Source organism: Nocardia sp. NPDC058518 (genome assembly GCF_042719655.1).
Lineage (GTDB): Bacteria > Actinomycetota > Actinomycetes > Mycobacteriales > Mycobacteriaceae > Nocardia.
In genome coordinates, this window is sequence record NZ_JBHXNJ010000006.1 from 102,432 (window position 1) to 116,330 (window position 13,899).

Genomic DNA, 13,899 nt, shown 5'->3' on the forward strand with positions numbered 1-13,899 from the left:
CCCCTCTCCCACCCACTCACACTCACACCAGCTCCCCGGCGCGCCCCACCCCCCCCACCCCCTCCGCGGCCGCGCCCCCCTGCCGCCCGTTGCCGGGGGATTCGCCGGCGGGACGAAACCCTCGATCGACGCGGATCGGCGCAGGTTAACCGGTACCGGTGGTTCGCAGGCCGGAACGACGCGCTCGGCGGACAACTATTTTCCGCGACTTACCGCAGACCCCCGAAGACTGTGCATGACGCAGTGTCACAGGTAGAAGCTCTTTTACTGGCGAGTAGCTTCCTCAACAGGGCTTTCGGCGCGCCGAGCACGCGAAATTCGGCACTGCGCAGAGTTGACGTGACTCGGTGTAGGTGTAACCATTGGAAACAGTAAACGTCCCTAGAGGAGAGGCAGTGACGACGATGTCTGCGCCCACCACCCCTGACGTCGATCCTGTAGTCGCAGAGGCTCAGGCGTACGCCGAGAAGTTGCTGATGCTGTCCGAGGCATCGGTCGATCGCCACTTCGACCCGTTCGAGGACATCGACTGGGACGCCCCCGACTTCGATCCGAACTGCAAGCCCGAGCGCTGGGTCCTGGTGACCTCGGCTGACCCCATCGGTCGCCACCCCTGGTACCAGGCGCTGCCGCTGGAGAAGAGGATCGAGATCGGCAAGGTCCGTCAGGCCAATGTCGCCAAGGTCGGTCTGCAGTTCGAGGCCATCCTGATCGTCGGCATGATGCAGCACATCTTCAACCTGAAGAACAACGACCCGGAATTCCGGTACTGCTCACACGAGATGATCGAAGAGCACAACCACACCCTGATGTTCCAGGAGATGGTGAACCGCGTCGCCGACGTGCCGGGCATGAACCCGCTGGTGCGTCAGCTGCGCCACCTGGTCTCCCCGGTCGGCGCCCTGATGCCGAACCTGTTCTTCATGGCCGTGCTCGCCGGCGAGGAGCCGATCGACCACATCCAGAAGGACATCCTGCGCTCGGGCGACGACATCCACCCGATCATGCGCGGTGTGATGGCGATCCACGTGGCCGAGGAAGCTCGCCACATCTCCTTCGCCCACGCGTTCCTCGAGAAGAACGTGCCCGCGCAGCGCTCGTTCAACAAGTTCGTGCTGTCGATCGCCATGCCGACCATCATGTTCATCCTCGGCCGGGCCATCGCGACCCCGCCGAAGACGTTCTTCAAGCAGTTCGACATGCCCGCCGATGTGCGCAAGGAGCTGTTCTACGGTTCCAAGGAGGCCAAGCAGGTCTTCGCCGACTACTTCATCGACGTGCGCGCGCTCGCCGAGGACATCGGTCTGATGAACCCGGTCGCCCGCTGGGTGTGGAAGATGTTCGGCATCGACGGACCGTCGAGCCGCTACCGCTCGGAGCCGAAGCGCTCCGCCAAGCACGCCGCCTGAGGCGATAGCGATATGCCATATGTTGTCACCCAGTCATGCTGTAGTGACGCCTCGTGCGTCTACGCATGCCCGGTCAACTGCATTCATCCCACCCCGGATGAGCCGGATTTCCGTACCGCGGAGATGCTCTACGTCGATCCGGCGGCGTGCGTGGACTGTGGCGCCTGTGCCACCGCGTGTCCCGTAGACGCCATCACCTCGTCGAAGAAGCTGACCGACGAGCAGAAGCCCTTCATCGAGATCAACGCCGACTTCTTCCGCGTGCAGCGGGACCGGCCGACGTTGGCCGCACCGGTGATGCCGCCCGCGATCGACACGCAGCGCTCCCCGCTGCGGGTCGCCATCGTCGGCTCTGGCCCGTCGGCGATGTACGCCGCCGACGAGCTGCTCACCCAGCCCGGCGTCGCGGTCACGATGTTCGACCGCCTGCCGCAGGCCTACGGTCTGGCCCGTCTCGGCGTCGCGCCCGATCACAAGCACACCAGGAAGGTCGCCGACCTGTTCGACATCATGTCGAAGCAGGACGACTTCGGTACCTATCTCGATGTCGAGATCGGCGAGCACATCAGCCATGCCGAGCTGCTCGAGCACTTCCACGGCGTGATCTACGCCGTCGGCGCGTCCTCGGATCGCAAGCTCGCCATCCCGGGCGAGGGTCTGGCAGGCAATGTGTCGGCCACCGACTTCGTCGCCTGGTACAACGGCCATCCCGACCACGCCGACGACCGGTTCGATCTGAACCAGAAGCGGGTCGTCATCGTCGGCAACGGCAACGTCGCCCTCGACGTGGCCCGCATCCTGACCGTCGATCCGGCCCTGCTCGCCGACACCGACATCGCGCCGTACGCGCTGAAGGCATTGCGCGAGAGCAAGATCGAAGAGGTCGTGATCCTCGGCCGTCGTGGTCCGGCCGAGTCGGCGTTCACGGTGCCCGAGTTCGTCGGCCTGCTGGCCGCCGATATCGACATCGCGATCGAGGGTGAGCTGCCCGCGGTCACGCCCGATCTGCCCTACAAGGTCGAGCAGAAGCTGCGCCTGCTGCACAGCGTCGCGAATCGCCCGTTCGGCGCACGCAAGCGCATCGTGTTCCGTTACCTGTCCTCGCCGGTGGAGATCGTCGGCACCGACACTGTGACCGGGGTGCGGGTGGAGCGCAACGAGCTCGTCACCGACGCCGAAGGTCGCGTGGCCGCCACGCCGACCGGCGATACCGCGCTGCTCGAGGCGGGCGTCGTGCTCACCTCGGTCGGCTACCGAGGGGTGCCGACCGCGGGTCTGCCGTTCGACGAGGCTCGTGCGGTGATCCCGAACGACGCCGGCCGGGTGCTCACCGCGCCCGGTGGCGAGGTCTACCCCGGCACGTATGTGACCGGCTGGATCAAGCGCGGCCCGACCGGTTTCATCGGGACCAACAAGTCGTGTGCGCAGGAGACCGTGCAGCAGCTCGCCGATGATTTCAACGGTGGCAGGCTGCGTGAGCCCGTTCGCAACGCGCAGGAGTTCGGCCGTCTCGTGCGCGCCCGTCGCCCGCAAGCGGTCGCCGGTGGTGCGGTGGCCCCGAGGGAACGCTCGGTGAAGCGGCTGTTCGCTCGCAGCTGAGAACTGAAAACCGCAGGCCCGCAACGTCACTGGGAGACGTTGCGGGCCTTTCGTTTTCCTACTGTGCGGTGAAGCCGCCGTCCGCGGCGATGGCCGCACCGGTGACGAAGGACGCCTCGCGGCTGAGCAGGAACGCGCACAGCGCGGCGATCTCGTCGGGCTGGGCGATTCGCCCCAGGGGGTGCAGCGCCGCGATGGCTGCCTCACCCTCCGGTGTGGCGCCCATCGACGCGCGGAACGCCGGGGTGTCGACCGCACCGGAGACCAGCGCGTTGACCCGCACACCCGCCGCCGCGGTCTCGAGCGCCACCGACTTGGTGAGTCCGACGACGGCGTGCTTGGCCGCCACATACGGCGCCACCTGAGCCATCCCGACCACGCCGAGGTTGGAGGCGTTGTTCAGGATCGCGCCGCCGCCGGCGGCGGTGATGGCCGGAACCTGGTGGCGCAGACCGTAGAAGACGCCGTCGAGGTTCAGATCCATGTCGGCGCGCCAGGAGACGTCGTCGATCTCGGCGATCGGCCCGAAGGCGTTCACCGCGCCCGCGTTGTTGAAGGCCGCGTCGAGGCGGCCGTACTCGGTGAGCGCGGCCTGGACGAGTCGTTCGGCGTCGGCGTCGATGGTGACATCGGTCGAGACGAACAGCGCGCGTCCGCCCGCCGTCCTGATCTGCTCGGCGACCTGCTCGCCCTGGTCCTTGCCGCGCGAGCCGAGGACCACGGCGGCACCTTCGGACGCGACCCGCAGTGCGACCGCCTTGCCGATGCCGGAGCCGGCGCCGGTGATGAGTACGACCTGGTCGGCGAATCGAGTGGACATGCGTAGTGCCTTCTTTCCCTTGGTGTTTCGAGATCCGGTCGGTGTCTCTCCGCCTTCTCAGTCAACCGGCGGGCGCTGGGCCGTGCTGGCGGGAATCGGTCGCTGCGTTGACGTGTCACTGAACAGTGGGTCAACTCCGAAATGAGGGAATGTAATTTGCCGCCAGTTAAATCGCGTCGGCAGTAAATGAATTGGTTACCGGTCGGTAAGTGTGCTTTATGGTCGGGATAACAAACTCGAAGAATGTATTTAATGGGGGCTCTGTCCGATTACTCGCAGGTAGCTGCCTCTCGGAGTCTGTGAATCACCGAGGGGTCGTTCAGGGGGGTGGATATTTAGCCTTCAACCATCTCACCTGCACGAATCGTCTTGTGGTGGCGCATGGTTGCGGATTACGTATCAATCCGGCAGCAATTCGCGGACGTGCCAGTTAATCTAGGCGAGCTGTTTGGAAGACGACCGCGGCCACATGGTGCGCTCGCGTGCTGGACGTGGTCACGGTGCGTTGACGGGATAGCAAAAACATGACCAGAGGTCTGGGCTTGAGTATCGGTGCGGTCAATGCGATTTCGGCGGTAGTCGCCGACGATCCAGCCAAACCGGCGGTGCGCACACGACGCACCGCATTGACATTCGACGAGGCGGGCAGGCCCCGCATCGGCGCGATCAACGAATTCGCCTCGGCGATCACGGATTTCGCGGACCTCACCCGCGAACCGGAGCCGATGGTGATGGGTGGGCGGTTCTACTCGGCGACCAATCTGATCGCCGCGGTGGTCACCGGTCTGATCGAGCTGGCCGAACCACCCGCCGGGATCGTCTTGACCTATCCGGCGGTCTACACCGACAAGCAGGTCTCGTTACTCGGCCAGGCGCTGCATCTCGCGGGCGCCGGCGAGGTCCTGCTCGCACCCGAACCGGTCGCCGCCGCGGAATGGCTGGAGATCGATCGCGGCCCACTGGAGCCGGGCTTCGTGCTCGTCTACGACCTCGGCGCCACCAGCCTCGACCTCACCGTGCTGCGCGTGGGTCCCGACTGGCCGCACCATCCGATGGTCGGAACACCCACGCGGTCCACCGATTTCGGTGGCAAGCCGCTCGGTGAGATGGTCGCCCGTTACGCGGGCGAACCGGGTCTTGGCCGCGCGACCCAGACCCTCACCTCCATGGTGAACATCGACGCGCTGCGCGCCGAACACATCCGTGACACTTTCCCATTGGTGAGCAAGAGTGTGGCCGCGGCGGGTCTGCGGCTGGCCGACCTGTCGCGCATCCTCGTCGTCGGCGGTGCCTCGCGCCCACCCGAAGTCGCCCGCACCCTCGCCGAACTCGGCGTTCCGCTCGTCACCGTGGCCGACCCCGGCCAGGTGATCGCCTCGGGCGCGGCAGGTTTGGCGGCTCGCACCTTCGCACCCGAGCAGCAGACCGGTGGCCCGGTGCCGCACGTGGCGGTGTTCTCCAGCGCGGCAGTCGTTTCCGCGCTCGCCATGTCGGCCATGACGGTGTTCGGCAGTCCCTTCGATCCCGGCCTGATGCCGGTCCTCGAGCGGTTCCCCGTGCTGGGCGCCCCGGTCGACGCGCTGCTCTACGACATGAGCGCCGACCTCCTCGCCGCGCGAACCGCGGGTCTGGTCAGCGGTGTAGACCCGGTCACCGGCCGCATCCAGGTAGCGGGCATCGCCGCGGCCCGCAGTGCCTACGAGAACCTCATCGCCCCCGCGACCGCGCCCGGCGGCAAGTCGCGTCCCGGCGGATCCGCCGGCAGCGGCGCCGACCGCGGCGGTCCCGGCCACCAGGGTGTCGACAACGACTGCAAGTCGCCGGTCCTCGCCCGCACCACCTACGGCGACCCGGCCCGCTTCATCAACCCCTTACCCTTCGGCCCGCAGGTCGCCCAACCCCAGAACACGCCGACCAACCCCGGCGCGCCCGAACTTCCCCATGGCGGCCCGATCACGGTCCCAGGCACTCCGGAAGCACCTGGCATCCCGACCGCTCCCGGCGCAACAGATCCCGGCACTCTTCCGGCGGCCGGTACCGCGCCGACGCCCGGCACAGCGGCGACGGACGGCACATCCACACCGACCGGTGGTACATCCACTCCGACCGGCGGGACAGCGGCACCGAGCACGGGTGGTGTCTCCGTCGAAACCGGGGGATCTGCGCCGACCGGTGGAACCAGTAGTGGCACAACACCTTCCGATCCCGGCGGATCGGTCGGCGGTACCTCGGGTGGGACACCGACCGGCGGTACCACCGGCGGCGGTGCCACGGGAGGTTCGACCGGCGGTGGAACCACCGGCGGTACAGACACTTCCGGTGGGGCTTCGGGCGGTGGCACTTCCGGTGGTGGTGCGTCGAGCGGCGGTAGCGGTGGTGGTGCGTCGGGTGGTGGTGCGTCCGGTGGTGGTGCATCGACCGGCGGTAGCGGCGGTGGTGCGTCGGGCGGTGGTGCGTCGGGCGGTGGTGCTTCCGGTGGCGGATCTGACGGTGGTGCTTCCGGTGGCGGTGCCTCCGGTGGGGGTGCCTCCGGTGGGGGCGCATCGGGTGGGGGCGCCTCCGGTGGTGCTTCGGGTGGGGGCGCCTCCGGTGGTACTTCGGGTGGTGGAGCATCGGGCGGCGGATCGGACAGTGGGGCGTCCTCCAGCGGCGCATCTTCCGGGGGCGCATCGTCTGGCGGTACATCGTCTGGTGGCAGCTCCAAAGGTGGCGCGTCTTCAGGTGGCGCGTCTTCGGGTGGCGCGTCTTCGGGTGGCGCGTCTTCGGGTGGCGCGTCGTCGGGCGGCTCCGCAGGTGGTGGAGGCGGTGGTGGCGGCGGTGGTGGCGGCGGTTCTCGCCGCTGACCGACCAGCCACGTCGGGCCCGCGACGGTAAGTGCCGCACCGGATGCCGGGTAGTCCCGCCTGCGCCGGTGGTGAAACGGGGGTGGGTGTCGGTGGGGGCGGGCACAATAGGGCGGTGGCTGTACTCGGGGGAGCGCCGAAGCTGATCGCGCTCGATGTAGACGGGACCCTGCTGGCGACAGGGTTCGAGATCAGCGCGCGGGTGGGGGCCGCGGTGCGCGCGGCGGTGTCGGCGGGGGCGCACGTGGTGGTGACCACCGGGCGAACCCTGCTCACCACGCGCCCGGTGTTGAGTGAGCTCGGCCTCGCCGAGGGACATGCGTTGTGTTCCAACGGTGCCGTGCACATTGATGTGGCACGTGGTGAGCCGGTCGCGGTCCAATCGTTCGATCCGGGACCGGCGGTGCTCGCTCTGCGCGCGCTGTTCCCGGAGATGATCTTCGCCGCGGAACGGGTAGGCGTCGGCACCTGGGCGACCGGGCACGGGCCGGGAGAGTTCTCGATCGGCGATTTCCAGCTCGTCGACCACCTCGAGCTGAGCAGTGTGCCGACGCCGCGCCTCAACGGCTGGTGGCCCGACGGCAGCCCTGATGAGATGCTGCGCCTGCTGCAGACCTTCGACGTTCCCGATGCGTCCTGGGTACACGGTGAGTACGGCCCGTGGCTCACCGTCTCCCGCCGTGGGGTGTCCAAAGGCTGGGCGCTGGAACAACTTCGGCTTCTTCTCGGCATCGAGGCCGAAGCCACCCTGGCCATCGGTGACGGCTTCAACGACCGCGAGATGTTGCGTTGGGCAGCACATTCGGTGGCCATGGCCGGCTCGCCCGATGCCGTGCTCGCCCTGGCCGACGAAGTGACCGGCGACGTCAGCGAGGACGGTGTCGCCACCGTCCTCGAACGCTGGTTCGCCTGAATCCCTAGGACGTCATCGCCACATAGTGCGGGTTGGCCATGATCCCGAGCACATTGCCGAACGGATCGAGTACCGCCGCGGTCGCGAAGCCCGCGCCCTCCCCGCGCTCGGTGATCGGCTCGTACTCGGTGGCGCCCAGCTCGAGCAACCGGGCGAAGGTGGCCGCGAGATCGTCGACCTGCCAGAAGACCACGCCACCTCCGCCCGGCGCATTGCGCGCACCCGCCGGTGCGTACGCGCGATTGATGATTCCCAGCTCGGCCTGCAACGGCCCGAGCCGGAACTCGTAGTACCCACCGGGAACCTCGTAATACGGTGCGATGCCGAGGAACTCGCTGTACCAGTCCTTGGCGGCGGTGAGGTCGTCGGCGTAGTAGGTGGTGGTGGCCATTCCGCGCAGCATGTCTGCTCCATTCGGTTGTCGCTTCGGTGTGAAAACGACTTTGCCAGCCAAAGTGCTCACCAAATGAGCACTTTATTCGGCAGAATTGCCGAGTATGCGAGCCGACCGATTGGTAGCCACCCTGTTGTTGATGCAGGCGCGGGGGCGGGTGACAGCCGCCGAGGTCGCGTCCGAACTCGAAGTCTCGGTGGCGACAGCCCGGCGTGACCTGGAGGCCTTGTCGGCCGCGGGCATCCCGGTCTACCCGCAATCGGGTCGCGGGGGCGGTTGGTCGCTGATCGGCGGCGCCCGCACCGACCTCTCCGGACTCACGGCGGGGGAGACCAGAGCGCTGTTCCTGCTCGCGGGCCCCGCCGCCCAGGCCGCCCCCGAACTGAAGTCGGCTCTCCGAAAACTGGTTCGGGCCCTCCCACACACCTTCCGCGCCGATGCCGCCGCCGCGGCCGACGCCGTTGTCGTCGACCCGGCCCGCTGGGGGCGACCCGATCCAGCGGCGCCCGCTGTCCTCGATACGGTGCGGCGCGCGGTGGTGGATCGCCGCCGCGTGCGCATCGAATATCTGCGCAAAGGTGAACGCACGGTCCGCACGATCGATCCGTGGGGCCTGGTCGAGAAGGAAACGGTCTGGTACCTCATCGCGGGCACCGACCGTGGGCAGCGAACCTTCCGCTTGGACCGCATCGCCGAGGTCACCACGCTCGACGAGACAGCCGACCGGCCAGTGGATTTCGATCTTCACGCCGAGTGGTCTCAGATCGTCGAGCAGATGGAGGGTCGTCGCGCCGCCGTTTCCGCGACGATTCTCGTCTCCGCCGAGCTCGCGCCCATCCTGGCCGACCAACAGGGCCGCAACTGCACTCTGCTCGGCCCAGCGACTGACGGTCGGGTGCGCGCACAGATCACCGCCGACACCGCGAAAATGGTCGCCCGGCAGCTGGCGGGTTGGAGCGGCGACGTGGAGGTGATCGGTCCTGCCGAGGTGAGATCCGAACTGGTGGCACTCGGCACTCGATTGGTGCGCGACAACAGGTGAGCGCCGCGTTCCTGCGCAGTGTTGTGCGGGGCGATCCCCCTTCGGCCGCCCCGCATCCCCTAGGACCTGTCGATGAGCGGGGCCAGCGACCTGACCACTTCACTGGCCACCACCGCATGCCCACTCGTGGTGAAGTGGATGAGATCCGCGCTCATCAACTCGGGTCGCGACCGCAGCGGATGGTCCCAGAACTCGGTGAGGACCGCATCGAACTCGGCGGCCACCGCCCGCAGCACCTCGTTGAGCGCGATCATTCGCGGGCGCATGGCTCGCATCGGCGCCATCCGCTCGACGGCCCACACGTCTGCCATGGTGAAAATCGAGAGCTGTGCCCCGGTGGCGGCCAGCGCGGTGAGGATCGTCGACAGATTCGCGTGCAGCTGATCGACATCACCGCCCGCCGTGAACAGATCGTTGCCGCCACAGCTGACATGCACGAGATCCGGTGCGAAGTCCAGGATTTCGGACAGCTGCCGGTCGATGACCTGTCCGCTGGTGGCCCCGATCCGGCCCGTATTGCGGTAGGCCAGTGCGGGATTGACCGCGGTGAGGTCCGCGGCGACCCGATCGGCCCAGCCGGTCGGGGCATAACCGGGACTCCGATCGCCGGTCCCCGCGGCGATGGAATCACCGAGCACCGCGAAACGCTGCCACGGCGCCCCCGCGAGCAGCGCGGCGGTCTGCTCCGGCGCCAGCACCAGCGGGTCGTCGGCTTCGACGGTGAATTTCACGGATAGTGGTGTGCTGGAAGACATATCAACTCCTGGTTCAGTTGGTCGAACGGGCCTGCGAAGGCAAGGCGAGGACAAGGGCGACGGCGATGTTGATCCCCGCGCACACGGCGAACAGGAGGTGGAAACCGCGGAGCGGGTCGTCGGCCGTCGCCGAGAAGATCGCCGCCAGTACGGCGATGCCGAGTCCCCCTCCCACCTGACGAGCAGTGAGGTTCATCCCGATCCCGGCCGCGAATTGTTGCGGTGGAACAGAATTCGCCGCCGCCGTGCCGAGCACCGTGACGACGATGCCGATCCCGCCGCCGCCGAGCACACCGGCGGGAACCCACGCCGTCCACAGCGCGGGTTCGGGGCCGAAGGCATCGGTGCTCATCCAGGCCAGCGCGGCCGTCGACATCAGACCACCGAACACTCCCACCCACCGCTGGCCGCGCGGTGTCGTAATCCGGCCGGTCACAACGGCGGTCACCATCGATGCCACCGCGCCGACGGTCAGCGCGGCCGCCGACTCGAGGACGGAATAGCCCCAGATCGCGTTCAGGAACAGCGGCCCGGCCAGCAGCCACGCGAACATCGAGGCGCCGAACAGGAACGAACCCGCGTTCGCGAGCGCGAATTGCCGATCACGCCAGAGCGTCACGGCGACAGCCGGATTGGCATGCCGACGCGAGCGAACCAGCGCGAACATCGTCAGCGTGATACCGCCGAGCAACGCGACGAGCGTGCCGGGCGCGGTCCAACCCCATGACTGACCTTCGGTGACGGCGGCGACGATCGCACCGAGTCCGATCGCGACGGCGACCGTGCCGAGCGGATCTGGCAGCGCCGTCTCGCTCGAGGCCTTGCCACCGCCGGGCAGCCGCAGCCCCGGCACGATCAACACCAACGCGATCGGCACATTGATCAGGAAGACCGCGCGCCAGCCGAACACCTCGACCAGCGCACCACCCAGCGCCGGACCGACCACAGCCGCGAACCCGCCGGCCGCCGACCAAGCGCCGATGGCGGCGCCGATCTTCGCCCGCGGCGTGGCTTCCAGGACCAGTCCGAGTGCCGCGGGCACCATGAACGCCGCCGTGATGCCCTGCAGGACCCGTCCCGCGATGAGCCAGTCCGCGCCGGGTGCGAGCCCGCACAGCAGGGAGGTGACCGCGAATCCGGCCAGTGCCAGGGCGAACAGGCGCCGACGGCCCAATGCGTCGGCGATGCGCCCCGCGGGCGTGAGTAGCGCGGCGAACGCGATCGCGTAACCGCTGACGATCCAGGTCAGCGTGCCGGTGGACGTGCCGGGATAGCTCAGGGCGATCGTCGGGAACGCGATGTTGACAACGGAGAGATCGAGGAAGGCGATGAATGCCGCGCCCGCGGCCACTGCGAGGGTGCGGCCTGCGGCGCTGGAGTCTGGAGTCGCTGTGCGGAGCGGATCTTCGGGCCGAGCTGACACGTCGGTCATGCGGAATCCTTCGAGGGGAGAAATAAGAACGTACGATCGTTCGTAAATAAAAGTACGACCGATCGTTCGCCTTTGCAACCCCGCGGTGGAACAATGATTCACATGACCCAGCTGACGGAACCGAGCGACCAGCGGTTGGCCAAGGGCGCCCGTGCCCGCGCCACCATCGCCCGTCGCGCCGCCGAACTCGCCTCCGTCGAAGGTCTCGACGGCCTCAGTATCGGTCGGCTCGCCACCGACCTCGGCATCAGCAAGAGCGGCATCGCCACTCTCTTCGGCACCAAGGAAGCCCTGCAGCTCGCCGCCGTCCAGGCCGGGCGCGACATCTTCATCGAACGAGTCATCGCGCCCGGCCTGCGTGCCCCACGCGGCGGAACCCGGGTCCGCGCGATGGTCGACGGCTGGTTCGCCCATATCGAGAATCCGCCCTTCCCCGGCGGCTGCTTCCGGGTGGCCACCCTCACCGAATTCAGCAGCAAGCCCGGCCCCGTGCGCGACGCCGTCGTAGCCGACCACGACGACTGGCTGTCCTTCCTGGCCGACGAGGTCCGTAAGGCCCAGGCCATGGGCGAACTCGCCGACGCCGACGCGAATCTCCTGGTCTTCGAATTAGACGCGATCCTGAGTGCCGCCAATATCGCCCGCCAGACCGGCGATTCGGCCCGCGTCGAGGCCGCGCGCACAATCGCGAACCGCTTGTTGTCGAACGCGCCGAGCGGGACCTAGCCAGTAGGGATGGCGGGTGCGCTCAGGTCTGACGCGGCGAATACCGCCACGTCAGACCCGCTGATCTCCAGAGCACATGGGTAACTCACCGGGAACGGGCTCACTTACCCCGCGCCACACCGTCGGCCGCCAACGCTGCCGGTGTCGCACCTGAACCCGGCTCGAATACCCGGAGAGGCGGAACAGCGAGGGTGAAGGCGGCAGTGCGGACGACATTGTTGTGTTGGAAGTCCAGGAACAGGCGGTAGGTGCCAGGGCCGGGAACTGCTGTGTGGAAGGTGATTTCGGGTCCCGAGGGGGTGATGCCGTCGCCGGGTTCGCCGTTGGGGTGGACGTGGATGTACGCGAGGTCTCCTGCGCGCAGAATGACGAGGTGGCCGAAAGCCGCCAGGTAGGGCTGTAGATCCGTCACCGGCTCGCCGTTCTTGCGCACGGTGAGCGTCAGCAGGTCGCCCTCGGCGCGCAACTCGCCATCGACGGTCACGTCGTAGCCGTCGACTTCGGTGGCGCGGGCAATCGCCGGAACCGGTTGCGGTGCATAGTGTCCCGCGATGGCGAGGTCGGCGCCGAGCGTGATCGTGCGGCCGAGTGCTCGCGGGGCGATGTCGGTGAACACGCGGTAGGCGCCCGCCTCCGGCAGTTCCAATCGGATCGCCCAGGTGCCGTCCGCTTCCCGCTGGGGATGCACATGCCAGAACCCGGTCAGCTCCCGTCGCGCCACGATCAGGTGCAGTTCCCGATCGTGAATCGGATCGAACTCGGTCACGGGCGATCCGTCCGGCCCGAGGATCCGGAACCGGAAGTCGATGCCGCCCGGCTCGGCGATCGTGGTCTCGGGGTCGAGGGTGTACCCGTCCTGGGTGATCAGGAGACCGCCGGGAGCTCCCGCGGCGTGGCCCGCGTGGGCGTCACTGTGACCTGCGTGCTCACCGTTGGGGTCGGTCTGCTCGGGCGCGGCGTGCTTGCCGTGATGCTGGTGCGCCGCATGGTCGTCGGTATCGATTCCGTGCGCGGCATGGTGTCCGGCGTGCGCGGGCTGGGTCGCGGCGTCAGCGTGGGTGTGGTGTCCGGCGTGGGCGTTGGTGGTCATCGTTTTCGCCTCTCTGAGTTCGCTGTGTGTTGCCACGAACTATACCCCCTGGGGGTATACAAACAAGAGGGGTGGCTCCGTGATCTGGATCACGGAGGGTGGGTCGGCTGGACGTGGTCCGTCAGCGCTGGGCGTTCCAGAAGCCGATGGCCATCGCTCCCCACCAGCAGACCTGGGAGATCGCGCCCGAGGTGGCGCCCCAAACCAGTAATCGGGGTGGCAGTGGTGCTGCCGAGTGGTCGGCCAGGCGCCTGCTCAAGACCGTGGTCTGTAATCCGTTGACGGTGAGCAGCGCGGTCAACACCATCTTGGTCTGCGTCAGTGGGGAGTCGAGGTTCGGTTCCAGTACGCAGCCGCTGGCAACCAGCGCCGCGAGACCGAGCCAGATCGGCACGTGCATCCGGGAGACTCCGGCCATCGCCTCGGCGAGGGTGCTGCGCCCGAGCAGCCACAGGGCGGCCAGATAGTCGGCGATCAGGACGCCGCCGAAGCCGAGCGTCAGCCCGGCGAGGTGAACGAACAATCCCGCGGTGTGCAGTGCCGGGTCCGGGTTCACGTGGGTGGCGATCCACAGTGCCGCGCCGAGGAGTCCCGTCGATGCCAGCGCGGCGGCGGTGACGAGCCACCAGGAGTCGAGCAGGCCGATCGGCCGCGACGGTTCCGGGGCCGGCCAGCGACCACCGCGCGGTATCGGGGCCGGGGCATGTGGCGTGCCCCAGACCGTCGGTGTCATCACGATATTCGGTCGAATGACCAGCAAACCCTGTGGCATGGATGCCTCCGCCTGGTGTCCCAACAAAATGTTAGGAGAGGCTAAACTAGATTTTCGGTTCTAGTAAAAACGTTCTCCGGTCGCACTTCGGCCGCGAGAGATTG

The 13,899-nt window shown here is 67.7% G+C and carries 12 protein-coding genes; 6 read left to right on the forward strand and 6 right to left on the reverse strand.

All coding sequences use genetic code 11. The annotated features are described in order from the left end of the window. The first annotated feature begins 395 nt into the window (after positions 1–395). Positions 396–1,409, forward strand: coding sequence for a diiron oxygenase (locus ACFWPX_RS13170; protein WP_378927608.1), 1,014 nt, complete (start codon positions 396–398; stop codon positions 1,407–1,409). Between the two features lie 12 nt (positions 1,410–1,421). Further along, the gene (locus ACFWPX_RS13175; RefSeq protein WP_378927609.1) at positions 1,422–3,008 is read left to right on the forward strand and encodes an FAD-dependent oxidoreductase; all 1,587 of its coding nucleotides are present in this window, start codon (positions 1,422–1,424) and stop codon (positions 3,006–3,008) included. Positions 3,009–3,066: 58 nt separating this feature from the next. On the opposite strand, the gene ACFWPX_RS13180 is transcribed toward ACFWPX_RS13175, so the two are convergent. After that, on the reverse strand, positions 3,067–3,828 hold the full coding sequence (locus ACFWPX_RS13180) for a glucose 1-dehydrogenase (RefSeq protein ID WP_378918799.1): 762 nt from the start codon (positions 3,826–3,828) through the stop codon (positions 3,067–3,069). A 524-nt stretch (positions 3,829–4,352) separates the two neighbouring features. Between ACFWPX_RS13180 and ACFWPX_RS13185 the strand changes: the two genes are divergently transcribed. Then, entirely contained in the window at positions 4,353–6,671 is a 2,319-nt protein-coding gene (locus ACFWPX_RS13185) for an Hsp70 family protein (RefSeq protein ID WP_378927610.1), read from the forward strand. A gap of 115 nt (positions 6,672–6,786) precedes the next feature. Then, a complete protein-coding gene (locus ACFWPX_RS13190; protein WP_378918803.1) occupies positions 6,787–7,584 on the forward strand; it encodes an HAD family hydrolase in 798 nt (265 codons plus the stop codon). A 4-nt stretch (positions 7,585–7,588) separates the two neighbouring features. Here the strand turns inward: ACFWPX_RS13190 and ACFWPX_RS13195 are convergent, their stop codons facing one another. Then, positions 7,589–7,987: a VOC family protein gene (locus tag ACFWPX_RS13195; protein WP_378927611.1), complete on the reverse strand. Its 399-nt coding sequence runs from the start codon at positions 7,985–7,987 to the stop codon at positions 7,589–7,591. A gap of 94 nt (positions 7,988–8,081) precedes the next feature. On the opposite strand from ACFWPX_RS13195, the gene ACFWPX_RS13200 reads away from it, so the two are divergent. Continuing rightward, positions 8,082–9,020, forward strand: a complete 939-nt coding sequence (locus tag ACFWPX_RS13200; RefSeq protein ID WP_378927612.1) for a helix-turn-helix transcriptional regulator — start codon at positions 8,082–8,084, stop codon at positions 9,018–9,020. 59 nt (positions 9,021–9,079) lie between these two features. Here ACFWPX_RS13200 and ACFWPX_RS13205 read toward each other — a convergent pair whose 3' ends face one another. Together ACFWPX_RS13205 and ACFWPX_RS13210 are read right to left on the reverse strand one after the other, a co-directional pair. Then, positions 9,080–9,775 carry an SGNH/GDSL hydrolase family protein gene (locus ACFWPX_RS13205; RefSeq protein ID WP_378927613.1) on the reverse strand — a complete coding sequence of 232 codons (696 nt, stop codon included), beginning with the start codon at positions 9,773–9,775 and terminating at the stop codon, positions 9,080–9,082. Positions 9,776–9,788: 13 nt separating this feature from the next. Next, the gene (locus tag ACFWPX_RS13210) at positions 9,789–11,207 is read right to left on the reverse strand and encodes an MFS transporter (RefSeq protein ID WP_378927614.1); all 1,419 of its coding nucleotides are present in this window, start codon (positions 11,205–11,207) and stop codon (positions 9,789–9,791) included. A 102-nt stretch (positions 11,208–11,309) separates the two neighbouring features. On the opposite strand from ACFWPX_RS13210, the gene ACFWPX_RS13215 reads away from it, so the two are divergent. Continuing rightward, complete coding sequence (locus tag ACFWPX_RS13215; protein WP_378927615.1) at positions 11,310–11,933, forward strand: TetR/AcrR family transcriptional regulator; 624 nt, start codon at positions 11,310–11,312, stop codon at positions 11,931–11,933. 100 nt (positions 11,934–12,033) lie between these two features. Here the strand turns inward: ACFWPX_RS13215 and ACFWPX_RS13220 are convergent, their stop codons facing one another. Both ACFWPX_RS13220 and ACFWPX_RS13225 read right to left on the reverse strand, forming a co-directional pair. Beyond that, positions 12,034–13,023, reverse strand: coding sequence for a hypothetical protein (locus ACFWPX_RS13220; protein WP_378927616.1), 990 nt, complete (start codon positions 13,021–13,023; stop codon positions 12,034–12,036). Positions 13,024–13,144: 121 nt separating this feature from the next. Further along, positions 13,145–13,795 carry a hypothetical protein gene (locus ACFWPX_RS13225; protein WP_378927617.1) on the reverse strand — a complete coding sequence of 217 codons (651 nt, stop codon included), beginning with the start codon at positions 13,793–13,795 and terminating at the stop codon, positions 13,145–13,147. Positions 13,796–13,899: the final 104 nt, after the last annotated feature.